Annotated in this window: 23 protein-coding genes; 12 read left to right on the top strand and 11 right to left on the bottom strand. The window is 71.0% G+C overall.

Annotated features, from left to right (window positions below; genetic code table 11):
- Positions 1 to 27: 27 nt before the first annotated feature.
- Positions 28 to 429, bottom strand: a complete 402-nt coding sequence (locus CJ226_RS01790; protein ID WP_062635929.1) for a VOC family protein — start codon at positions 427 to 429, stop codon at positions 28 to 30.
- Between the two features lie 76 nt (positions 430 to 505).
- On the opposite strand from CJ226_RS01790, the gene CJ226_RS01785 reads away from it, so the two are divergent.
- On the top strand, positions 506 to 1,084 hold the full coding sequence (locus tag CJ226_RS01785) for a TetR/AcrR family transcriptional regulator (RefSeq protein ID WP_062635927.1): 579 nt from the start codon (positions 506 to 508) through the stop codon (positions 1,082 to 1,084).
- Between the two features lie 73 nt (positions 1,085 to 1,157).
- Here the strand turns inward: CJ226_RS01785 and sucD are convergent, their stop codons facing one another.
- On the bottom strand, positions 1,158 to 2,060 hold the full coding sequence (gene sucD / locus CJ226_RS01780) for a succinate--CoA ligase subunit alpha (protein ID WP_102208138.1): 903 nt from the start codon (positions 2,058 to 2,060) through the stop codon (positions 1,158 to 1,160).
- Positions 2,061 to 2,088: 28 nt separating this feature from the next.
- A complete protein-coding gene (sucC, locus tag CJ226_RS01775; protein WP_102208137.1) occupies positions 2,089 to 3,255 on the bottom strand; it encodes an ADP-forming succinate--CoA ligase subunit beta in 1,167 nt (388 codons plus the stop codon).
- Between the two features lie 170 nt (positions 3,256 to 3,425).
- Between sucC and CJ226_RS01770 the strand changes: the two genes are divergently transcribed.
- From CJ226_RS01770 to CJ226_RS01735, 9 genes are all read left to right on the top strand, one after another.
- Complete coding sequence (locus CJ226_RS01770; protein WP_062635924.1) at positions 3,426 to 3,839, top strand: YbaB/EbfC family nucleoid-associated protein; 414 nt, start codon at positions 3,426 to 3,428, stop codon at positions 3,837 to 3,839.
- Positions 3,839 to 4,168, top strand: a complete 330-nt coding sequence (locus CJ226_RS01765) for a type VII secretion target (protein WP_025103775.1) — start codon at positions 3,839 to 3,841, stop codon at positions 4,166 to 4,168. The genes CJ226_RS01770 and CJ226_RS01765 overlap by 1 nt, the downstream gene beginning before the upstream one ends.
- Positions 4,165 to 5,643 carry a TNT domain-containing protein gene (locus CJ226_RS01760; protein WP_102208136.1) on the top strand — a complete coding sequence of 493 codons (1,479 nt, stop codon included), beginning with the start codon at positions 4,165 to 4,167 and terminating at the stop codon, positions 5,641 to 5,643. Before CJ226_RS01765 ends, CJ226_RS01760 begins: the two co-directional genes overlap by 4 nt.
- A complete protein-coding gene (locus tag CJ226_RS01755; RefSeq protein WP_062635919.1) occupies positions 5,640 to 5,927 on the top strand; it encodes a hypothetical protein in 288 nt (95 codons plus the stop codon). The genes CJ226_RS01760 and CJ226_RS01755 overlap by 4 nt, the downstream gene beginning before the upstream one ends.
- The gene (locus CJ226_RS17960; RefSeq protein ID WP_180964511.1) at positions 5,924 to 6,061 is read left to right on the top strand and encodes a hypothetical protein; all 138 of its coding nucleotides are present in this window, start codon (positions 5,924 to 5,926) and stop codon (positions 6,059 to 6,061) included. The genes CJ226_RS01755 and CJ226_RS17960 overlap by 4 nt, the downstream gene beginning before the upstream one ends.
- Positions 6,058 to 6,501 (top strand): glycohydrolase toxin TNT-related protein, encoded by a 444-nt coding sequence (locus CJ226_RS01750; protein WP_102208135.1) that lies wholly within the window; start codon positions 6,058 to 6,060, stop codon positions 6,499 to 6,501. Before CJ226_RS17960 ends, CJ226_RS01750 begins: the two co-directional genes overlap by 4 nt.
- A complete protein-coding gene (locus CJ226_RS01745) occupies positions 6,498 to 6,785 on the top strand; it encodes a hypothetical protein (RefSeq protein ID WP_102208134.1) in 288 nt (95 codons plus the stop codon). The genes CJ226_RS01750 and CJ226_RS01745 overlap by 4 nt, the downstream gene beginning before the upstream one ends.
- A 9-nt stretch (positions 6,786 to 6,794) precedes the next feature.
- A complete protein-coding gene (locus CJ226_RS01740; protein WP_025103770.1) occupies positions 6,795 to 7,460 on the top strand; it encodes a TetR/AcrR family transcriptional regulator in 666 nt (221 codons plus the stop codon).
- A gap of 67 nt (positions 7,461 to 7,527) precedes the next feature.
- Complete coding sequence (locus tag CJ226_RS01735; protein ID WP_102208133.1) at positions 7,528 to 8,763, top strand: acyl-CoA dehydrogenase family protein; 1,236 nt, start codon at positions 7,528 to 7,530, stop codon at positions 8,761 to 8,763.
- On the opposite strand, the gene CJ226_RS01730 is transcribed toward CJ226_RS01735, so the two are convergent.
- Together CJ226_RS01730 and CJ226_RS01725 are read right to left on the bottom strand one after the other, a co-directional pair.
- Positions 8,760 to 9,311 carry a GNAT family N-acetyltransferase gene (locus tag CJ226_RS01730; protein WP_102208132.1) on the bottom strand — a complete coding sequence of 184 codons (552 nt, stop codon included), beginning with the start codon at positions 9,309 to 9,311 and terminating at the stop codon, positions 8,760 to 8,762. The genes CJ226_RS01735 and CJ226_RS01730 overlap by 4 nt on opposite strands.
- Positions 9,311 to 9,793: a hypothetical protein gene (locus CJ226_RS01725; RefSeq protein ID WP_062635910.1), complete on the bottom strand. Its 483-nt coding sequence runs from the start codon at positions 9,791 to 9,793 to the stop codon at positions 9,311 to 9,313. Before CJ226_RS01725 ends, CJ226_RS01730 begins: the two co-directional genes overlap by 1 nt.
- A gap of 65 nt (positions 9,794 to 9,858) precedes the next feature.
- On the opposite strand from CJ226_RS01725, the gene CJ226_RS01720 reads away from it, so the two are divergent.
- Both CJ226_RS01720 and CJ226_RS01715 read left to right on the top strand, forming a co-directional pair.
- Entirely contained in the window at positions 9,859 to 11,310 is a 1,452-nt protein-coding gene (locus CJ226_RS01720) for an NAD(P)/FAD-dependent oxidoreductase (protein WP_102208131.1), read from the top strand.
- Between the two features lie 43 nt (positions 11,311 to 11,353).
- Complete coding sequence (locus tag CJ226_RS01715; RefSeq protein WP_102208130.1) at positions 11,354 to 12,397, top strand: ATP-dependent DNA ligase; 1,044 nt, start codon at positions 11,354 to 11,356, stop codon at positions 12,395 to 12,397.
- A 6-nt stretch (positions 12,398 to 12,403) separates the two neighbouring features.
- Here CJ226_RS01715 and ligD read toward each other — a convergent pair whose 3' ends face one another.
- From ligD to CJ226_RS01685, 6 genes are all read right to left on the bottom strand, one after another.
- The gene (gene ligD / locus CJ226_RS01710; RefSeq protein ID WP_062635904.1) at positions 12,404 to 13,474 is read right to left on the bottom strand and encodes a non-homologous end-joining DNA ligase; all 1,071 of its coding nucleotides are present in this window, start codon (positions 13,472 to 13,474) and stop codon (positions 12,404 to 12,406) included.
- 63 nt (positions 13,475 to 13,537) lie between these two features.
- Positions 13,538 to 14,677 carry an SseB family protein gene (locus CJ226_RS01705; protein WP_102208129.1) on the bottom strand — a complete coding sequence of 380 codons (1,140 nt, stop codon included), beginning with the start codon at positions 14,675 to 14,677 and terminating at the stop codon, positions 13,538 to 13,540.
- Positions 14,678 to 14,721: 44 nt separating this feature from the next.
- Positions 14,722 to 17,175, bottom strand: a complete 2,454-nt coding sequence (locus tag CJ226_RS01700; protein WP_062635897.1) for an ATP-dependent helicase — start codon at positions 17,173 to 17,175, stop codon at positions 14,722 to 14,724.
- 44 nt (positions 17,176 to 17,219) lie between these two features.
- On the bottom strand, positions 17,220 to 17,831 hold the full coding sequence (locus CJ226_RS01695) for a LysE family translocator (RefSeq protein WP_102208128.1): 612 nt from the start codon (positions 17,829 to 17,831) through the stop codon (positions 17,220 to 17,222).
- A gap of 77 nt (positions 17,832 to 17,908) precedes the next feature.
- Positions 17,909 to 18,925, bottom strand: coding sequence for an ABC transporter permease (locus CJ226_RS01690; RefSeq protein ID WP_102208127.1), 1,017 nt, complete (start codon positions 18,923 to 18,925; stop codon positions 17,909 to 17,911).
- Positions 18,922 to 19,911 (bottom strand): ABC transporter ATP-binding protein, encoded by a 990-nt coding sequence (locus tag CJ226_RS01685; protein WP_102208126.1) that lies wholly within the window; start codon positions 19,909 to 19,911, stop codon positions 18,922 to 18,924. Before CJ226_RS01685 ends, CJ226_RS01690 begins: the two co-directional genes overlap by 4 nt.
- Positions 19,912 to 19,970: the final 59 nt, after the last annotated feature.

Raw genomic sequence — 19,970 nt, 5'->3', positions numbered from 1 at the left:
TGCGAGCGGGGCGAGCCCGAACGCGGGTCAGGCGTAGGCCGCGGCGAACTCGGGCGACGGCTCGATCGGCTCGATGACGTCGATCAGGACTCCCCCAGGGGCCTCGACGATGAAATGCCGCTGGCCGAAGGCCTCGTCGCGCAGCGGCAGCCGTACCGGGAGGCCCCGCTCCTCCACGAGGCGGGCGTGCGCCGCCGCCGCGTCCGGAACCTCGACATTGAGCAGCATCCCGCGCACCGGCTCGCGGAAACCCGGCGGGATGGTCTCGTGCCTGCGGTCGAGGATCGCCAGCTCGCCGCCGTCGACGCGCAGGCTGATGTACCAGTCGGCTTCGAAGGAGGACTCGAAGCCGAGTTCCTCCCGGTAGAACCGGGCGGCTGCGGCGACATCGTCGACCATCAACACCGGGTAGAAGCTCGTGATCTCCATGCGCACTCTCCTTTACATACAGCGTGTCTGTATTTCTAGCGCTACGATACATACAGACCGCACGTAAAGGAACCCCATGCCCCGAGCATCCGCCGCCGACGCCGCCGAGACGGCGCGGCGAATCCTCGACGTCGCCACGGCGCACTTCGCCGCCCGCGGCTACGCGACGGCTTCCGTCGATGACATCGCTCGAGCAGCCGGCGTGACGCGCGGCGCCGTCTATCACCACTACGAGTCGAAACCCCGACTCTTCACCGCGGTCGCGGCCGCCCAGCAGGAGCGCGTCACCGCGGCCATCCTGGCCGCCACGGCGCAAAGCTCCGCTGCAGCCGCACTCCGGGACGGCAGCCACGCGTTCCTCGATGCCATCACCGTCGGCACCGCCGCGCGGGTACTACTCGTCGACGGCCCCGCCGTTCTCGGCTGGGAGCAGTGGCGACGCCTGGACGCGACCGGCCCGGAGCAGGAGCTGCGGGCTGGGCTGCGAGAGGCCGGCATACCGACGCCCCTCCGTGACGCGCTCACCGCCGCCCTCTCCGGTGCCATGAACGAGCTCGCGCTCTGGCTGGCCGCCCGACCCGACGACGTGGCGGCGCGACACCAGGCACACCGCGCTCTCGACGCCCTGCTCGATGCCGTGGACGACGCGAGCTGAGCGAGGATTCCCCGGGGGTATGACGAAGGCCCCGGGGTGGAGCCCGGGGCCTTCAGGTCAAGCGTAGCTCAGATCAGAGCGACTCGATGATCTCGCGCATGAGAGCAGCGGTCTCGGACGGCGTCTTGCCGACCTTGACCCCGGCGGCCTCGAGGGCCTCCTTCTTGGCCTGCGCGGTACCGGCGGAACCGGAGACGATCGCACCGGCGTGACCCATGGTCTTGCCCTCGGGAGCCGTGAAGCCCGCGACGTAGCCGACGACGGGCTTGGTGACGTGCGCCTTGATGTACTCGGCCGCACGCTCCTCGGCGTCGCCGCCGATCTCGCCGATCATGACGATGGCCTTGGTCTCGGGGTCGGCCTCGAACGCGGCGAGCGCGTCGATGTGCGTGGTGCCGATGACCGGGTCGCCGCCGATGCCGATGGCGGTCGAGAAGCCGAGGTCGCGCAGCTCGAACATCATCTGGTAGGTCAGCGTGCCCGACTTCGACACGAGACCGATCGGGCCCTTGCCGGTGATGTTGGCGGGCGTGATGCCGACGAGCGCCTCACCGGGGGTGATGATGCCGGGGCAGTTCGGGCCGATGATGCGGGTCTTGTTGCCCTTGCTCTGCGCGTAGGCCCAGGCCTCGGCCGAGTCGCCCACGGGGACGCCCTCGGTGATGACGACGAGCAGCGGGATCTCGGCGTCGATGGCCTCGATCATCGCGTCCTTCGTGAAGGCGCCGGGGACGAAGGCGATCGACACGTCGGCGCCGGTCTCCTTCATGGCCTCGGCGACCGAGCCGAAGACGGGGAGCTCGACGGCGTTGCCGTCCTTGTCCGTGTGGGAGACCGTGGTGCCGGCCTTGCGGGCGTTGACGCCGCCGACGACCTGGGTGCCGGCCTTGAGCATCAGCGCAGTGTGCTTGGTGCCCTCGCCGCCGGTGATGCCCTGGACGATGACCTTGGAGTCCTTGTTGAGGTAGATCGACATGTTCTGTTCCTTAAATCCTGTCGAAGCGTCAGGCGTTGGCGAGCTCGGCGGCCTTGTCGGCGCCCTCGTCCATCGTGGCGGCCAGGGTCACGAGCGGGTGCGCGTAGTCGGCGAGGATCGCACGACCCTCGTCCACGCGGTTGCCGTCGAGGCGGACGACGAGCGGCTTGGAAGCCGTGTCACCCAGCGTCTCGAGGGCGCCCTTGATGCCGTTGGCGACGGCGTCGCACGCCGTGATGCCACCGAACACGTTGACGAACACGCTCTTGACCTGCGGGTCGCCGAGGATGACGTCGAGGCCGGCGGCCATGACCTCGGCCGAGGCGCCGCCGCCGATGTCGAGGAAGTTGGCGGGCTTGACGCCGTTGTGGTTCTCACCGGCGTAGGCGACGACATCGAGCGTCGACATGACCAGGCCCGCGCCGTTGCCGATGATGCCGACCTCGCCGTCGAGCTTGACGTAGTTGAGGCCGGACGCCTTGGCCTTGGCCTCGAGCGGGTCGGCGGCGTCCTTGTCCTCGAGCGCCTCGTGCTCGGGGTGACGGATCTCGGAGGCGTTGTCGTCGAGCGTGACCTTGCCGTCGAGCGCGATGATGTCGCCGTCTTCAGTGCGGACGAGCGGGTTGACCTCGACGAGCGTCGCGTCCTCACCCTTGTAGACGTCGTAGAGCTTCACGAACACGTCGGAGACCTTCTCGACGAGGTCCTCCGGGAAGTTCGCGGCGCGGGCGATCTCGACCGCCTTCTCCTTGTCGATGCCGGTCAGCGGGTTGACCTCGACGCGGGCGAGCGCCTCGGGCTTCTCGACGGCGAGCTGCTCGATCTCCATGCCGCCCTCGACGGAGCAGAGGGAGAGGTAGGAGCGGTTGGCGCGGTCGAGCAGCACGGAGAAGTAGAACTCCTCGGCGATGCGGGCTCCCTGCGTGACCATGACGCGCTTGACGACGTGGCCCTTGATGTCGAGCCCGAGGATGGCCTTCGCGGCCTCGTACGCCTCGTCGGGGGTCTTGGCGACCTTGACACCGCCGGCCTTGCCGCGGCCTCCGGTCTTGACCTGGGCCTTGACGACCACGACACCGCCGATCTTCTCGGCAGCCGCCTTCACCTCCTCGGGGGTGTCCGCGACGATGCCGGCGAGGACCGGCACTCCGTACTTCTCGAAAACGTCTCGTGCCTGGTACTCGTACAGATCCACTGTGCTTCCTTCACTGGGCTGCGGTCTGGTCTGGTGATTCTCTCGATGTCGAGACATCGACCAGTCCCCCAGCCTACTACCGCAGGCTGAGCGCTCCGACGCCCCGACGCCCTCCCCGACGCGCCGACGCCTCCGGTACGATTCTTGAGCGTCGAGGCAGGGGAGACGAGATGACGGACACCTTCGACTGGTCGGATCCGGTGGCGACACGCGCGCGCATCGAGCAGCAGGTGAAGGACGCGGAGCGCCGCGCCGCGCAGGCCGCGCAGGTGCGCGACGACATCGCGGGCGTACGCGAGCAGGCGGCCTCTCCGGGCCGCGACGTCACCGTGACGGTGGACGCCTCCGGGCGCCTCGCCGACGTCGCGCTCACGGATGCCGCCCTGCAGCGCTCCCCCGCCGCCCTGGGCGCCCTCATCGTCACCCTCGCCGCCACCGCGCAGAAGGCGGCGGGCGCGCGGGCGGTCGAGATCGCGGCGGAGGCGTTCGGCGCAGAGGACGCGGCGGTCGCGCATCTGCGTGAGGAGATCGCCGAGCTCCCCGATCCGAGTCAGGACGGCCGACCGCAGATCGAGTACCGCTGATGGCCGAGCTGATCGCCGTCGACACCGAGACCGTCCGCCAGCACGCCCAGCGCGTCGCGCAGATCGCCGCGGACGTCCGGCTCGCCGAGAACGCCGCCGGCTCGATGAACGTGGGCGGCGGCGCCTTCGGCGTGATGTGCGCCTTCCTCGTCCCGCCGGCGCAGATCGTCTCGTCGATCGCCGCCGGGGCGATCACCGCCGCCGCGACGATGCTGGAGAAGTCCGAGGAGCAGCTCCGCGGCCTGGCGGACGACTTCGATGAGGGAGAGCAGCGTCAGCTCGATTCGATCCGCGGGCTGCTGTCGTCCGTGGAGGGTGCTCGCCGATGACCCCGCCGAACCCGCTGGTGGCGGGACCGATCGACCCGACGACACCGTTCAGCGGAGCCGGTCTGCTCGAGGACGGCTACGACCTCGTGAACGCGATCGAGAGCGGGGACTGGGTCTCCGGAGGACTCGCGTCCTTCTCCGCCCTCGCGAACACCGTGGCCACGGCCATGGACCCGCTCGGCTCGCTGATCGCTGCGGGATTGGGGTGGCTGATGGACCACCTCGAGCCGCTCAAGGGCTGGCTCAACGACCTGACCGGCGATGCGGGCGAGGTCGCCGGTTTCGCGGCGACCTGGGGCAACATCGCGCAGCAGCTGCAGCAGGCGGGCGAGACCCTCGACGCCCGCCTCTCCGACGTCAGCTCGATGTCGGGCGAGGCGATCGCGGCCTACCTCCGGCTGCAGTCCGACGTCGCCGCCCACATCTCCGCGGCCGCCGCCTGGGCCGGCGGGATGAAGACCGGCATGGAGACCGCGTCCATGCTCGTGCAGATCGTGCACGAGCTGGTCCGCGACACCCTGTCGCAGCTGGTCGGCTCCCTCATCTCCTATGCGAGCACGCTCGTCGTGTCGCTGGGCACCGCCACCCCGTACGTCATCGCGCAGGCCACGAGCCGCGTCTCGGCCATGACCGCCCGGATCTCCGGCACCGTGCTCAAGCTCGTGGATGCCGTGACGGCCCTCACGAAGCACCTCGACGAGCTCAAGTCGCTGTTCCAGCGCCTGGGCGACCTCTTCTCGCGCGGCCCGGGCGGTGGGCACGGGCCGTCCGGCCCCGGTGCTCCGCACAGTCCTGACGGCAGTTCGCCCGGCGGCTCGTCCCCCGACGGCTCGTCCCCCGACGGCTCGTCACCCGGGGGCTCCGGCCCCGCGGGCCCCAGTGTGCGCGACCAGAGCACGCTCACGGACGAGCAGATCCAGACCTACCTCGACCGCAACTACCCGGAATACGCTGAGGACTTCGCGGACAACGGCACGCTCCCGCCCGACGTCCAGATCCCCAAGGGACCGGACGTGCTCCAGCCCGACGGGAGCATCGACTGGAGCCAGGTTCCCGGCGAGGGGTACGTGCTGGACTCGAGCGGGGAACCGATCCGGCAGCCGCACACTCCACAGGTGGGAGACGTCCTCGACCGCTACGGTCCTCCGGAGGGCCGCTACACGTCCCCGGTGCCCGAGAACGGCCCGTACACCTACGATCAGCGGTCCCTCCCGTATGTGGAGAATCCGGCCCACTACCACCGCTATGAAGTGGTCGGCGACATGTCCGATCTTCGGAGCGTCTACGACCGCGCTCCGCAACACGTCAAGGACGAACTCCTGGCGGGCGGGTTCAAGCCCGAGTATCTGGGTTCGCAGGGCTACCGAGGAGACATCGCGCCCGGGTTCGGCTCGACGGGTGGCGGGGTGCAGGTCCAGCTTCCTCTCACGGCCGCACAGTTGATCACACTCGGCGTATTGAAGGAGATTCCATGACCGAGCTCACCTCCGACGACGTGCAGCGCATCATCGCCGATGAGAAGCTCACCGCCACCGCGAACTGGTTCGGCCCCACCGGTCGACCACAGTCATCGGCGTGGATCGACCGCGCCGGCGACGCATGGATCGTGTGGGAGACGGACGAGCGCGGCGGCAGATTCCACGATCCCGTCCGCTTCGACTCGGAGTCGGAGGCGTTGGACTTCTTCCTGCGGATCGCGCGCCGCTACCGGGCGTCGGACTCGCACGCCGTCCGGAGGATCGAAGGGGAGACCTCATGACCGCGCTCCGCACCAGCCTCACCGCGGATGAGGCGCAGTCGGAGACCGAGGCTCTCGACCAGTTCCTCCGCATGGCGCGTTCTCACAAGGCCGCCGACGCGCACGCCGTCCGACGGATCGAGGGCCGGGAATGACGGAGCTGTGGATCGGACCCGACGGCGTCGCGATCGATCGCGAGCCCCTCCCCCGCGGCGCGGAGGTGTGGGACATGTACGGGCCTGTCAACACGCGCTACGTCTACCTCGTGGAGAACGGACGGCCGGCCGCCTACCCGGAGCGCTCCCTGCCCTGGGTCGAGAACCCCGCGGCGTACCACCAGTTCCTCGTCGTCGGCGACTGCGTCCACCTCCGCGCGGCGTACGAGCGCTCGGAGGACGCCGTCCTCCGACGGGACCTGGACGACCTCGTGGACATCGGCTACTACCGCTGGGACGCCCCGATCTTCCGCGGCACGGTGGCCCCGGCCTTCGGCGACCCCGGCGGCGCGACCCAGCTCGTGCTGCCCCTCCCCCTCACGTTCTACCTGCGTCTCGGTCTGGTCCGGGAGCTGGCCGTCCCCGGAGCATCCGCATGAACCGCGACACCGTCCTCGCCGACCTCCGCGCGCGTGGCTCCGTCGGCTTCTGCTTCTTCGACGACCCCCGGGGCAAGACGAACACCGTCGTGGTGTCGTACGGCAGGGAGGGCTACCAGACCTGGATCCAGGACGAGCGCGCGCAGCCGATCGAGGGGTCGCTGCGGGTGTTCGCCGCAGAGCAGGAGGCGCTGGCCGACTTCGCCCATCGCGTGCAGCTCTGGAACCGCGTCAGCGGCGTGCTCTCGCCGGGGCCGTCGGGCGCGAGGCCCACGGCGGTCTAGGCTTTCGCCATGCACGAATCCGCAGAGCTGCGCACCGGGGGCGTCGTCGCCGCCGCGCTCGAACTCTTCAGCGCCCAGGGGTTCGACCAGACGTCCGTGGAGCAGATCGCCAAGGCCGCCGGCGTCTCCCGGTCGACCTTCTTCCGGCAGTTCGGCGGCAAGGAGGACGTGGTCTTCGCCGATCACGAAGTCCTGCTGGAGCAGCTCCGCGAGTTCCTCGACGAGGGGCACGACGATCCGTGGGGCGCGGTCTGCGCCGCATCGGAGTCCGTGTTCACGCACTTCGCGAACGACCCGGAACTCGCGCGACGGCGCTACCAGATCGTGCGGGAGGTGCCGGTGCTCCGCGAACGCGAGATCATCACCGTGTTCCGCTACGAGCGGCTGTTCGACGAGTACCTGCGCAGCGCCCTGCCGGGGGTGGATCCGCTGGACGCGGTGGGCTTCGCGGCGCTCGTGACGGCGGTGCACAACCACGTGCTGCGGCAGCTCCTGCGCGGACGCAAGAAGGTGCCGCTGTCCACCCTCCAGTCCGCGCTCGCGGACGCGCGTCGGCGGTACGGCGTGGGCGAGGCCGCCGACGCGGGCGCTCCGGACGACGTGGTGGTGGCGGTCTTCCCCCGCTCCATGCCGATCGCCGAGGTGACCAGGAGGCTCCGCTCCGAGCTCGACTGAGCCGGCCGGGGCGGTCGTGGTACCGAGTATCGAGGAGTACGATACCTGGTGTCACGAAGGAGCACCCATGAGCACTGAAGCCTCCCCCTTCCCCGGCGAGCGCGTCTCGTCCTACGACGTCACCGGGCGGCAGGACAGCGACTACTACGCGGTCTTCGCCGACATCCCCGCCGCCGACCGGGAGGCCTGGGACCGCGCGAAGGCGTACGTCGACGAGGTCGCCCCGCAGATGGCCGAGGCGTGGGACCGCGCCGAGTACCCGCTCGACGCCGCCCGCCGCATGGGCGAGATGGACCTCGTCATCGACGGCGTCGACCACCCCGCGCTGACCCGGCTCTCCCCGCTCGCCGCGGGCCTGGTCAACATGGAGATCTCTCGCGGAGACGGATCCCTCGGCACGATCCTCGCCGTGCAGGGGGGCCTCGCGCTGCGGACGCTCGCGCTGTTCGGTTCGCCCGCCCAGCAGGACCGCTGGCTCACGGCACTCGCCGACGGCTCGGTGCTCGGTTCCTTCGCCCTGACCGAGCCCGACCACGGCTCCGACTCCGTCTCGCTGGAGACCGTGGCGCGCCGCGACGGGGACTCCTGGGTACTCCGCGGTGCCAAGAAGTGGATCGGCAACGGAGCCTCGGGCGGGATCACGTTCGTCTGGGCGCGGGTCGACGACGAGTCCGCCGCCGAGCACGGGGCGGTGCGGTGCTTCCTCGTCGAGCAGGACGCCCCCGGATACACCGGCACCGTGATCCGCGGGAAGGCCTCCCTCCGCGCGATCCATCAGGCCCACATCCGCCTGGACGACGTGCGGGTGCCGCGGGACGCGGTGCTGCCGGGGACGAAGTCCTTCAAGGACGCCTCGACCGTGCTGTACGCCACCCGGTCCGGGGTCGCGTGGTCGGCGCTGGGTCACGCGACGGCCTGCTACGAGGCGGCGCTGGGCTACGCGAAGGAGCGCGTGCAGTTCGGCAAGCCGCTCGCGAAGTTCCAGATGGTGCAGGAGCGGCTCACGCACATGCTGGAGGATCTGACGGCGATGCAGCTCTACTGCCGCCGCATGGCCGATCTGGAGCAGGCGGGAGCGCTGCGGCCGACGCAGGCCTCGCTCGCGAAGTTCCACAACACCCGGGCGGCCCGGCGGATCGCCGCGACGGCGCGGGATCTCCTCGGCGGCAACGGCATCCTCCTGGAGAACGGCGTCATGCAGCACATGGCCGACATCGAGGCCATCCACACCTACGAGGGCACCGAATCCGTGCAGGCCCTGCTGCTCGGCCGCGACATCACCGGGATGAGCGCCTTCGCCTAGCCCTTCGAATCGCGCACTGTGCTGGATTCGGCGGCCGGATGCAGCGAAGTGCGCGACTCGAAGCAGAGGAGACGGTCGCGGTCGTCCCAGGGGTCGACGGGACTGAAGCCGCGGGACGTGTAGAGCCGGATCGCGGCGTCGCGCCAGTCCCAGACCGACAGCCGCACCGCGCCCTCGGCCTCCACCAGGACGGCGTCGAGCAGCCCGGAGCCGACGCCGCGGCCGCGGACCGCCGGATCCGCCCAGAGCCGCTTGATCTCGGTGTACCCGGCATGCGCAAGCGCGATCACCACGCCGACCGGAGCCCCGGCGAGCTCCGCCACGAGCACCCGTCCGCCGGCGTACGCGGTCGCCGGATCGCGGACCTCCGGCCGGTACCGCTCGGGGAGTTCGGCCTCGGGTTCCGCGGGGTCACCCAGGACGTCGTGCTTCTCCTGCTCGGTCTGCCGGAGATACGTCGACACCGCGGCACCGACGAAGGCCGCGTCACCCGGCCACTTCGCCTCGCGGACGGTGACGCCGCGGCGCGACGCGGAGGCGGCGGGCATCAGTCGCAGCCGCAGCCGCCGGCGGGGGTCTTCACCATGAAGCACACGTCGCACACGCCGTAGTCGCGCTCGACGGGCTTCGGAGCCGCGGGCGTGCGGGGAGCGGCGGGGGTGCGCGGCGTCGAGGAGCGCTTGGCCTTGACCGGGGTCTGCGGGGCGAACTCGCTCGGGTGCGTCACGTAGAAGTAGGGCGCGCGTCCCTCGCTGGGCTGCAGGCGGAGGCGAGTCGAACCGACGGTCACGACCTCGTCCTCGGTGAAGCCGTTGGTGTACGTGCGGCCGATGTGCAGCGCCGCCCCCTCGCGGCGGATCGCCTCGATGTAGCGACCGCGGTCGATCAGCGAGGTCACCCCCGCGGCCTCGACGATCTCGGTGATGAACGCGTGGTTCACCGGATCGATGCGATGGGCGCGGAGCGCCTCGGGAAGCGAGCGGTACGGACGGGAGGTGCCGGCGGGGGTCGGGCCCTGGACTTCATTCATCCCTTCCAGGATCGCACGGCGCAACCCCCTCCGCTGACCGCGGGCTCGCGTGCGAGACTGGCCGCATGGCACTCGCGACGATCATCGGATCCGGACCGAACGGCCTCGCCGCCGCCGTCTCCCTGGCCCGCGCCGGCTACCGCGTGCGCGTGCTCGAGGCCGCGGACACGGTCGGAGGCGGCCTGCGTACCCAGGAGGCCACCCTCCCGGGCTTCCGTCATGACGTCTGCTCGGCCGTCCACCCTGCGGCCGTCGCCTCGCCGTTCTTCCAGGCGTTCGGGCTCGACGAGCGGATCGAGTGGATCCGCCCCGAGATGTCGTTCGCCCATCCGCTGGACGGGGGCCGTGCCGCCATCGCCTGGCGCGACATCGAGCGCACCGCCACCGACCTCGGCATCGACGGCGACGCGTGGCGGCGCCGGCTCCGCCCCCTCAGCACCCACATCGACGGCGTCACGGACTTCACCGGGAACCAGCTCCTCCGCCTCCCGCACGATCCGATCACCGCGGTCCGCTACGCGATCCGCATGCTCGATCAGGGCACTCCCCTGGCGCGGGTCGCCTTCCGGACCGAGGAGGCGGCCGCGCTCATGGCGGGAGTCGTCGCGCACGCGAACTCCCCGCAGCCCACGCTCGCGGGGGCCGCGGCCGGGCTCCTGCTGGCCGGACTCGCCCACGCCGGCGGCTGGCCGTACCCCCGCGGCGGCTCGCAGGTGATCGCCGACGCCCTCATCGCCGACCTGGAGGCTCACGGGGGCTCGATCGAGACCGGCACCCGGGTCACCGATCTCGCCACGCTGGACTGGGGCGACCCCACCCGTGGCGACGTGCTCCTGCTCAACACCTCCCCCCGGCTCGCCCTCACCCACCCGGACATCCCGGCGTCGTATGCCCGTGCACTCCGTGGGTACCGCTACGGCGCCGCGGCGGCCAAGGTCGACTTCGCGCTCGACGGCCCCATCCCGTGGACGAACGAGCACGTGCGGAACGCGCCCACCGTGCACGTGGCCGGGACGAGGGACGAGGTGTGGAACAGCGAGAACGCGGTCGCCGTCGGTCGCGTGTCCGAGCGCCCCTACGTCCTGGCCGTCCAGCCGTCGCTCTTCGACCCGACCAGGGCACCCGACGGCAAGGCCGTGCTCTGGGCGTACATCCACGTGCCGAACGGCTCCGACCTCGACCCGACCGAGCTCATCACCGCGCAGGTCGAGCGCTTCGCGCCGGGCTTCCGCGACCGGATCCTCGCCCACCACGCGGTGCCGGCGTCCTCCCGCGAGGCGATCAACCCGGCCGAGATCGGCGGCGACATCTCCGGCGGCATCTTCGACATGCGTCAGGCCCTGCGCCGCCCCGTCCTCTCCCCCGCGCCGTGGCGCACGCCGATGCCGGGCGTGTACCTCGCGTCGGCCTCCACTCCGCCCGGGCCCGCGGTCAACGGCATGGCCGGGTGGCACGCGGCACACACCGTGCTCCACGACGCCGGCACGCCCGCGGAACTCGACGACCTGTTCGGCTGATCCGGCTCTTTCCCCCGCTCGCCGCCCGGTCCAGGATGGGTGCATGCGATACGAGATCCCGGCCCCCATGCTCGCCAAGGCCGTCGCGGCCGTCCCCGACCCCGACAAGACCCCGGGCGGGCTGCTCTACGAGCCGAAGTGGGACGGGTTCCGGGGGCTCATCGCCTGGGACGGCGAGACGGTCGAGATCGGGTCCCGCGGGGCGAAGCCCCTCACGCGCTACTTCCCGGAGCTCGTCGACGCGATCCCTGAGCTGCTGCCCGTGCCCTGTCTGCTCGACGGCGAGATCGTCGTGGCCACGGGTCCGCACGGCGCGCAGCGTCTGGACTGGGAGGCCCTCAGCCAGCGCATCCACCCGGCCGCCTCCCGGGTCGCGAAGCTCGCCGTCGAGACCCCGGCCCTGTTCATCGCGTTCGACCTGCTCGCCTCCGGCGAGGACGACCTGCGCGACCAGTCGTTCGAGACGCGGCGGGCCCGACTGGAGACGCTCATGGAGTCCGTGGAGCACCCGCTGCACCTGACCAGGACCACCCGCGACCAGGACGCCGCCGTCCGCTGGCTCCAGGAGTTCGAGGGCGCGGGGCTCGACGGCGTCGTGGCCAAGCCGCTGGCGCAGCCGTACGCCCCGGGGAAGCGCACCCTCTTCAAGATCAAGCACGCGCGGACCGCCGACGTCGTCGCCCTCGGCTACCGCATCCACAAGTCCGGCACCGGGGTCGGGTCGCTGCTCGTCGGGCTCTACGACGCCGAGGGGACCCTGCGTCAGATCGGCGGCGTCGCGGCATGGAGCGATGCGAAGCGGAAGCAGCTCGTGGAGGAGCTCGCCCCGTTGGTCGAGCGCGACGAGGACGGCGCAGCGGTGACCGGCGAGGGCGAGCGCTCGCGGTTCAGCGGATCGAAGGACGTGTCGTTCGTGCGGCTGCGTCCCGAGCGGGTGCTGGAGGTGCGGTACGACCAGCTCGAGGGCGCCCGCTTCCGTCACACCGTGCAGTTCGAGCGGTGGCGGCCGGACCGCGACGCCCGTTCCTGCACGTACGACCAGCTCGACACCGTCGAGGGCTACGACCTCGCCGACGTCCTGAGCTGAGCCCGCTCAGTCGTCGACGGGGTTGCCGTCGGCGTCCCAATTCGCGGCGTTCTTCTTGCTCGGCTGTACGCGCGGCGGCTCGCCCGGCATCTTCGGGAACTCCGGGGGGAAGGGCAGCTCCCCGAGGCCGTTCGCCGTGTCGCGCTCCCACCACTCCAGGAGCGTGTCGATGCGCCCGGGCTTCGCCTGCATGTCGGCCCACGGGTCGCCGACCTCTTCGAGCCGCTGGGGGATGCTGCGCACGGTGAAGGCGCGCGGGTCGAGATCGTCGAGCTCCTCCCAGTGCACGGGCGTCGCGACGGTCGCACCGGGGAGGGCACGCGGACTGTACGCGCCGGCCATCGTGCGGTCGCGGTTGGCCTGATTGAAGTCGACGAAGAGGCGCTCGCCGCGCTCCTCCTTCCACCAGTTCGTCGTGACCCGGTCCGGCATCCGGCGCTCGAGCTCCCGGCCGGCGGCGATCACGGCATGACGCACGTCGAGGAACTCGTGGGTGGGCTCGATCGGGGCGAAGACGTGCAGTCCCCGGTTGCCGCTCGTCTTCGCGAAGGCTTCCAGGCCGGCCTCTCGCAACACCTCCCGCAGGGCGTGGGCCGCGGGGACGGCCTCGGCGAAGCCGGTGCCCGGCTGCGGGTCGAGGTCGATCCGCAGCTCGACGGGGTTGTCGGAATCGGTCGCCAGCGACGCCCAGGGATGGAAGACGATGGTGTTCATCTGCACCGCCCACACGATCGCGCTGGTGCGGTTCAGGACGATCTGAGGATGGCGCCGGCCGCTGTTGTACGTGACCGTGACGGCGTCGACGAAGTCCGGAGTGCCCTTGGGCGGGTTCTTCGAGAAGAAGCCCTCCGGTCGCGGTCCTCCGGCGGATCCCACGCCGTCCCGGAAGCGCTCCAGAGACACCGGCCGGTTGCCGTTCGCCGCGAGGAACGGCACCGACACGAGCTGCACGTACTCGGCGAGCTCGGCCTTGGTGATGCCGAGGTCGGGCCAGACGACCCGGTTCGGGCTGGAGAGCGCGACCTCACGCTCTCCATCGGTGTCGGCGACGGTCAGGGTCACGCGTTCAGAGGCCATGCTCCGACCCTAGGGGGCGGTCACGACCCGCGGAACCCCCGACGACTCCGGGTGCGCGCGCCGTCAGTCCTCGATCCGCACCGCGCGCACGAGCACCGGCGCGAGGGCGTCGCGCTCCACCACCATGGAGGGCCCTGCGGAGTCGATGATGACGCCGGCCATCTCGGAGTGGCTCGACAGCACCTTCGCGAGCTGGTCCGGCTCGAACGGCAGCGGGCGATCGCCGCGGCCGAGTGCGATGACCTCCAGCGGGTGCGAGAAGAGCTGGAGGAAGCGGCGGCCGTCGGCGGTCTGCGCCTCGGCGATGCCGACCTGCCCGGTGCCGGATCCGTCGTTCACCGCCACCCACATGCGGGTCGTGGCGAGAGCCTCGCCCACCTTGGCGGGCGAGTCCTGCTCCCGCGGCGCCGCGAGCAGGGACTTCACGGTCATGTCGACGTCGGCCTGCTCGAGCGTCTTCTGCAGGAGCTCGGTGGGGAACACCACACGATGCGGCGCGGACGCGTTGTCGATGATGAGACCCGCGAAGTCGCCGGAGACGACCTGCTGCATGACCGAGGTCGTCGGCTGGGCGACAGCGGAGGTCGCGGACGGATCGGCTTCGAGTCGCACGGAATCCCGGACGGCGGCCGCCGAGCTGAACGCCAGCATGAACTGGCGCTCCCCGTCGCGGACCACGGCGACGGCGAGCGGCTTGCCCTCGCTGATCTGCGCGCGGGCATCGCCGTTCACGCGGATGTAGAGGTGCCCCTGGAGAGCCTGGCGGAGCACCCCGAGGAGCTGCTCGTTCGAGGCCCCCGCCTCGATCTGCGCCAGGGACTCGCGCAGGAGGACGTTGTCCTTCATGCCGGCCACGGTCTCGGTCTGCTCCGGCGGGAGCGCGGGAGCGAGCGGGAGCTTCCGCTCGGCCGCCGATGCCGCGGGTTCCGCGGTGGGGCTCGGCGGCGTCGGCGCGGCAGCGGGCGCTGCGGCTGCCGCCGCGGCCTCCGGATCCGGAAGCGCGACCTCGGGCCCGGCCTCGGCGCCGACACCACGGAACGCCTGCACCGAGATGCCGACAGTGGGCGAGGCCTCGGCCGTCGGAGCCTCCGACTCCTCGGTCGCCGTGCTCGCGTCCTCCTCGCTCTCGGTGGCCGGAGCGGCGGAGGGGGCGGGAGCGACGGCGTCGTCGCCGGACTTCTTGCGGCGGGAGAAGAGGGCCATGGGAGCCAGCCTAACCGTGTCTCCCCGCCCTCTCCGCCGCGACGTCAGAGCTTCTGGATCGGGGCGACCTTGATGAGCAGCTTCTTCTGCCCTGCCGTGTCGAACCGGACATGGGCGATGCGCTTGGCGCCTTCGCCCGTGACGGCGTCGACCCTCCCCTCACCGAAGTCGTCGTGCCGGATGCGGTCACCGGCGGCGAGCTCGAGGTCGCCGTTGTCACGCATCTTGGCGGTGACGCGGTTGGGGATCTTGTCCATCGCCGTGGAGAGCGGCTTGAGGGACTCACGGGGCAGGGCCTTCACGCCGAAGCGGTCGCCGGACCCTCCAGAGCGACGGGCGTTCAGCGCACGCGACTGCATGCCCCCGCGGGAGTTCACGTCGCCCGGGGACTGCCGCCAGTCGATGAGGGAGGCCGGGATCTCCTGCAGGAACCGGCTGGGCATGGCGACCGTCACCTCGCCGAACTGCGCGCGGGTCATCGCCAGGGACAGGTGCAGGCGCTTGCGGGCGCGGGTGATGCCCACGTAGAACAGGCGTCGCTCCTCCTGCGGGCCGCCGGGCTCTCCCGCCGAGATGCGGTGCGGGATGAGGTCTTCCTCGACGCCGGTGACGAAGACCGCGTCGTACTCCAGGCCCTTGGCGGTGTGCATCGTCATGAGCGAGACCGACCCGGACTCGTCGTCGAGGTCGTCCGCGTCGGAGACCAGCGCGACCTCGGTGAGGAAGTCGGTGATGGTGCCCTCGGGGTTGTTGCGCGCGAAGTCGCGGGTCACCGCCACGAACTCGTCGAGGTTCTCCACGCGGGCCTCGTCCTGCGGATCGCGGCTGGCGCGCAGCGCGTCGAGGTAGCCGCTCTTGGAGAGCAGCAGGCTGAGCCCGTCCGCCACGGAGGTGGGCGGCGGCACCTCGCCCGTCGGCGGCAGCATGATCGCGGTCGCCTCGGCGAGCACGGCGTCGAGCTGGGCGATGGCGGCCTGGATCTTCGGGCCGACGCCGAGCTGGCCCGGCAGCGACAGGGCGTCGCGGAAGGAGATGCCGTGCTCCTCGGCGAAGCGGGCGATGGCGGTCTCGGTGACGTCGCCGATGCCGCGCCGCGGCTTGTTGAGGATACGGCGCACCGCCATCTCGTCGGCGGGGTTCGCGACCGCCACGAGATACGCCAGCGCGTCCTTGATCTCGGCGCGCTCGTAGAACTTCGTGCCGCCCATGATCTTGTACGGCACGGCCGAGCGGATGAAGATCTCCTCCAGCGCGCGGGACTGCGAGTTCGTGCGGTAGAAGACGGCCATCTCCGCGTACGGCATGCCGGCGCGGTGCAGGGCCTCGATCTCGTCGGCGACGAACTGGGCCTCGTCGTGCTGCGAGTAGCCGGTGAAGCCGATGATCTTGTCGCCCTCGCCGCGGTCGCTCCAGAGCTTCTTGTCCTTGCGGTCGAAGTTGTTGCCGATGACGGCGTTCGCCGCGGAGAGGATGTTCTGCGTCGAGCGGTAGTTCTGCTCGAGGAGCACGACCTTCGCCCCCGGGAAGTCGCGCTCGAACTCGCTGATGTTGCGGATGTCCGCGCCGCGGAAGGCGTAGATCGACTGATCCGAGTCGCCGACCACCGTCAGCGACGCCCCGGCCTCACCGGCTCCCGGCGCCGGCTCGGGGTCGGGCTCGAAGATCATCATGCCGTTGGCGGCATACGGCTCCGGTGTCGCGCCGACGCCGGACACCGGACGGGTGAGCTCGTGGATGAGCGCGTACTGCGCGTGGTTGGTGTCCTGGTACTCGTCGACGAGGATGTGCCGGAAGCGGCGGCGGTAGGTGTCGGCGACCTGGGGGAACGCCCGGAACAGGTAGACCGTCTGCCCGATGAGGTCGTCGAAGTCGAAGGCGTTGGCCTTCTGAAGCTGGCGCTGGTAGTCGGCGAAGACCTCGACGAAGACGCGCTCGGCCGGGTCGCTCATGTTGGCCTGTCGCGCGTAGGACTCGGCATCGGAGAGCTCGTTCTTGAGCTTGGAGATGCGCCCCTGGACCGCCGCCGGGGTGAGCCCGTAGGCGTCGGCCTCGTGCTCCTTGACCAGCCGCTTGAGGAGGGCGCGGGAGTCTCCGGAGTCGTAGATGGTGAAGTTCTTGGTGAACCCAAACTGCTGCGCCTCGCGGCGGAGGATGCGCACGCACGCGGAGTGGAACGTGGAGATCCACATGCCGCGCGCGGCGTCGCCGATGAGCCCCTCGACGCGCTCGCGCATCTCGCCGGCGGCCTTGTTGGTGAAGGTGATGGCGAGGATCTGGCTCGGCCACGCCTCGCGGCTGCGCAGGAGCGAGGCGATGCGGCGCGTGAGCACGCTCGTCTTGCCCGAGCCGGCGCCGGCGACGATGAGCAGCGCGGGGCCGCGATACGTGACGGCCTCGAGCTGCTGGGGGTTGAGGCCGGTGAGGAGGTCGTCCTGCGCGGGGGCGCCGGAGGACTGCGGGCCGACGGATCCGGGGACGATGAGAGGGGCTTCGGTCATGACCTCTCGAGTCTAGGCGGCGGCACCGACATCGAGGTCCCGGCCTACCGGGTCTCGAGCGCCAGACGCCCCGCCAGCAGCACATAGGTCGCCGCGAACGAGCGCCGCAGCCACGCCATCACCGTCGGCCGGGTGAGGACGCGCGTGCGCATGGTCGCCGCGAAGATCCCGTACGCCGCGAACACGACGAAGGTGACCGCCATGAAGACCAGGCTCAACATGATCATCTCCGCAGTGGCCCCCGCACCTCCGGCGGGAACGAACTGCGGCAGGAAGGCGAAGAAGAAGATGGTCAGCTTCGGGTTCAGGAGGTTGAGGAGGACGGCGGTGCGGACGATCCGCCACGACGACGCGGGCACGGCGTCCTCCTCCGCCGACATCAGCGAGGAGTCCCGCAGCGTCCGCCACGCGAGGTACAGCAGGTAGGCGACACCGAACCACTTGATGACCTCGAACGCGACGGCGGAGGCGTGCAGGATCGCAGCCAGACCGGTGATCGCGGCCACCATATGCGGGACGACCCCCAGCGTGCAGCCGAGGGCGGCGACGACGCCGGCCCTCGCGCCCTGGGAGATCCCGATCGCCACCGAGTACACCGCCCCTGTTCCCGGGGTGGCGACGACCACCAGGGTCGTGAGGAGGAATGCGATGCTCATGCGGCCCTTCCGTCGCGGCGGTCGGTCCGCGTGTCCTGTCTACCGGCTCGACGCATCACGCGCATCCCCTCTTCCGCTCAGGCGATCCGCGTGCCGGGCGGCAGCCGTCGCGCCGGCGTCCGTGTGCGAGCCCACGCTCCCGCGAACAGCGCCCCGGCGAGCACGACCTGCACCCCGAGCCCCACGAACCAGCTGGGCACGGTCTCGTCGATGACTTCCTCGGCTGTCTGGGAACCGCTCTCCGGGTCACAGTCGTCCCACCGCTGCTCCAGCGGCGGGAGCTGCGCGCTGCGGACGCCCCACTTGATCTGCCCGTACAGATCGACCGGGTAGCCGTCCTTGCTGAACTCGGTGGGGGTCGCGTCGGCGAGCACGACGAACGGGTTGGCGGCGAGCGCCCACCACACGAGGTCGAACCGCGGCGCCTCGTACGTGTAGCTCTCCCAGCTCTCGCAGTCCACGTTGCCGTTGTTGTCGTAGGGGCGGCTGTAGTTCGTCGCCTCGCTGCGCACGGCCAGGCCGCCGAGCGCGAAGACGATGATCGTGCCGATGACGAGTGCCGAGACCACGAGGTAGGTGGACGCGACGGAGAACAGCGGGCGGGCGATGAGGCCGCTCAGCCCCACGCCGATCGCGGCGACGATGACGATCTCGGCGGCGAGGACGAGCAGCGCCACGAACAGCACGATCGGATCGGTCCCGCCCGCCAGCAGCGACGCTGCGAGGAAGGGAACCGCCACCAGGAGGAACGCGCCGCCCGTCGCGATCGCCGCGAGCAGCTTGCCCAGCATGATGTCGCCGGTCGACGCCGCGGTGACCTGGATCGGCGCGAGCGTAGCCGCCTCCCGGTCGCCGTTGATGGCGTTGCCGCTGAGCGTCGGCGAGACGAGCACGACGAGCAGCAGGACCACGTTGACGACGATGGACGACACGCCCGCCCCGACGTCCTCTCCCCAGGAGTACACGGCGAACGACAGGCCGGTGACGCCGAGGAGCACCAGCGCGAAGACGCCGAGGAGCACGTACCAGCCGACACTCCGCAGCCGCTGGGTCAGTTCCAGGCGCGCGATGACGCCGATGTTCGCGAGGCTCATGCTCCCGCCTCCGTTCCGTGGGGTGCCGCAGGCGGCGGGGGCGGCGGGGTCGTCGCCGCGGGCGGCTGCGGGTGCCGGAGCGCGAGGAACGTGTGCTCAAGATCGCTCTGCGCGGGTGCGAACTCCGCGACCGGCAGTCCCGCCTCCACGAGGAGACGCAGCGACTGGGCGGCGGCATCCTCCCCGGGGAAGCCGACGAGGACGGCGCCGCGGTCCACGACGAGGGACTCGGGAGCCAGCCCGAGAGTCGACGCGACCTGCCACGTGTCCGCGTTCAGGCGCTCCGCGGTGGCACCGGCGAGCCGCACCCGCCAGGCGCGGACCGTGCTCTGCGCCGGAGCGGCATCCACCACGGCCCCGCCGACGAGGAAGACGGCGTCGTCGACGACCTCTTCCAGCTCGGACAGCACGTGGCTGGAGATGAGGACCGTGCGTCCTTCGGCCGCGAAGCGGCGCAGCAGCACCCGCAGCTGCACGCGGGCCTCGGGATCGAGGCCCGACGCCGGCTCGTCAAGAAGCAGCACCTGCGGGTCGTGGACGAGAGCGCGGGCGAGGCCGAGCTTCTGCTTCTGCCCGCGGGAGAGCACCTTCGCGGCGGAGTCCGCGAGTTCTCCCAGGCCGACGAGACCGAGGAGGTGCTGCGCCCGGCGCTCCGCGTCCGCGCGGTCGATCCCGTAGAGGCGGGCCGTGGTCACGATGGTCTCGCGGGCCGTGAGCGAGGGCCAGGCGCCGAGGGCGTCCGGCATCCACCCCAGCACGCGACGGGCCGCGAGCGGATCGGCTTCGGGGTCGATGCCGCCGATGCGGATCGAGCCACTGTCGGGGGCGAGCAACGAGGCGAGCATCAGGAGCAGCGTCGTCTTGCCCGCGCCGTTCGGGCCCACCAGGCCCGTCACCCTTCCCGCCTCTGCGCGCAGCGTGGCCCCTCGCACGGCCTGCACGTCCCCGAACGCCCTGCTGACGTCGTCCACCACTATTCCGGTCATGCGGTCAGTCTGGCATCGCCGGGCGCGAGCGCCGGCGACCTCCGGGCTGATGCCCAGCC

This window comes from Microbacterium sp. UMB0228 (genome assembly GCF_002871415.1).
Classification (GTDB): domain Bacteria; phylum Actinomycetota; class Actinomycetes; order Actinomycetales; family Microbacteriaceae; genus Microbacterium.
The sequence above is the reverse complement of the archived record's forward strand: the minus strand, read 5'-3'. Positions and strand labels throughout refer to the sequence as shown.

Excerpts from the sequence above, each read along its gene's own strand:
- CJ226_RS01790 (WP_062635929.1), bottom strand. The coding sequence starts at position 429 with ATGGAGATCACGAGCTTCTACCCGGTGTTGATGGTCGACGATGTCGCC.
- CJ226_RS01785 (WP_062635927.1), top strand. The coding sequence starts at position 506 with ATGCCCCGAGCATCCGCCGCCGACGCCGCCGAGACGGCGCGGCGAATC.
- sucD (WP_102208138.1), bottom strand. The coding sequence starts at position 2,060 with ATGTCGATCTACCTCAACAAGGACTCCAAGGTCATCGTCCAGGGCATC.
- CJ226_RS01770 (WP_062635924.1), top strand. The coding sequence starts at position 3,426 with ATGACGGACACCTTCGACTGGTCGGATCCGGTGGCGACACGCGCGCGC.
- CJ226_RS01765 (WP_025103775.1), top strand. The coding sequence starts at position 3,839 with ATGGCCGAGCTGATCGCCGTCGACACCGAGACCGTCCGCCAGCACGCC.
- CJ226_RS01760 (WP_102208136.1), top strand. The coding sequence starts at position 4,165 with ATGACCCCGCCGAACCCGCTGGTGGCGGGACCGATCGACCCGACGACA.
- CJ226_RS01755 (WP_062635919.1), top strand. The coding sequence starts at position 5,640 with ATGACCGAGCTCACCTCCGACGACGTGCAGCGCATCATCGCCGATGAG.
- CJ226_RS17960 (WP_180964511.1), top strand. The coding sequence starts at position 5,924 with ATGACCGCGCTCCGCACCAGCCTCACCGCGGATGAGGCGCAGTCGGAG.
- CJ226_RS01750 (WP_102208135.1), top strand. The coding sequence starts at position 6,058 with ATGACGGAGCTGTGGATCGGACCCGACGGCGTCGCGATCGATCGCGAG.
- CJ226_RS01745 (WP_102208134.1), top strand. The coding sequence starts at position 6,498 with ATGAACCGCGACACCGTCCTCGCCGACCTCCGCGCGCGTGGCTCCGTC.
- CJ226_RS01740 (WP_025103770.1), top strand. The coding sequence starts at position 6,795 with ATGCACGAATCCGCAGAGCTGCGCACCGGGGGCGTCGTCGCCGCCGCG.
- CJ226_RS01735 (WP_102208133.1), top strand. The coding sequence starts at position 7,528 with ATGAGCACTGAAGCCTCCCCCTTCCCCGGCGAGCGCGTCTCGTCCTAC.
- CJ226_RS01730 (WP_102208132.1), bottom strand. The coding sequence starts at position 9,311 with ATGCCCGCCGCCTCCGCGTCGCGCCGCGGCGTCACCGTCCGCGAGGCG.
- CJ226_RS01725 (WP_062635910.1), bottom strand. The coding sequence starts at position 9,793 with ATGAATGAAGTCCAGGGCCCGACCCCCGCCGGCACCTCCCGTCCGTAC.
- CJ226_RS01720 (WP_102208131.1), top strand. The coding sequence starts at position 9,859 with ATGGCACTCGCGACGATCATCGGATCCGGACCGAACGGCCTCGCCGCC.
- CJ226_RS01715 (WP_102208130.1), top strand. The coding sequence starts at position 11,354 with ATGCGATACGAGATCCCGGCCCCCATGCTCGCCAAGGCCGTCGCGGCC.
- ligD (WP_062635904.1), bottom strand. The coding sequence starts at position 13,474 with ATGGCCTCTGAACGCGTGACCCTGACCGTCGCCGACACCGATGGAGAG.
- CJ226_RS01705 (WP_102208129.1), bottom strand. The coding sequence starts at position 14,677 with ATGGCCCTCTTCTCCCGCCGCAAGAAGTCCGGCGACGACGCCGTCGCT.
- CJ226_RS01700 (WP_062635897.1), bottom strand. The coding sequence starts at position 17,175 with ATGACCGAAGCCCCTCTCATCGTCCCCGGATCCGTCGGCCCGCAGTCC.
- CJ226_RS01695 (WP_102208128.1), bottom strand. The coding sequence starts at position 17,831 with ATGAGCATCGCATTCCTCCTCACGACCCTGGTGGTCGTCGCCACCCCG.
- CJ226_RS01690 (WP_102208127.1), bottom strand. The coding sequence starts at position 18,925 with ATGAGCCTCGCGAACATCGGCGTCATCGCGCGCCTGGAACTGACCCAG.
- CJ226_RS01685 (WP_102208126.1), bottom strand. The coding sequence starts at position 19,911 with ATGACCGGAATAGTGGTGGACGACGTCAGCAGGGCGTTCGGGGACGTG.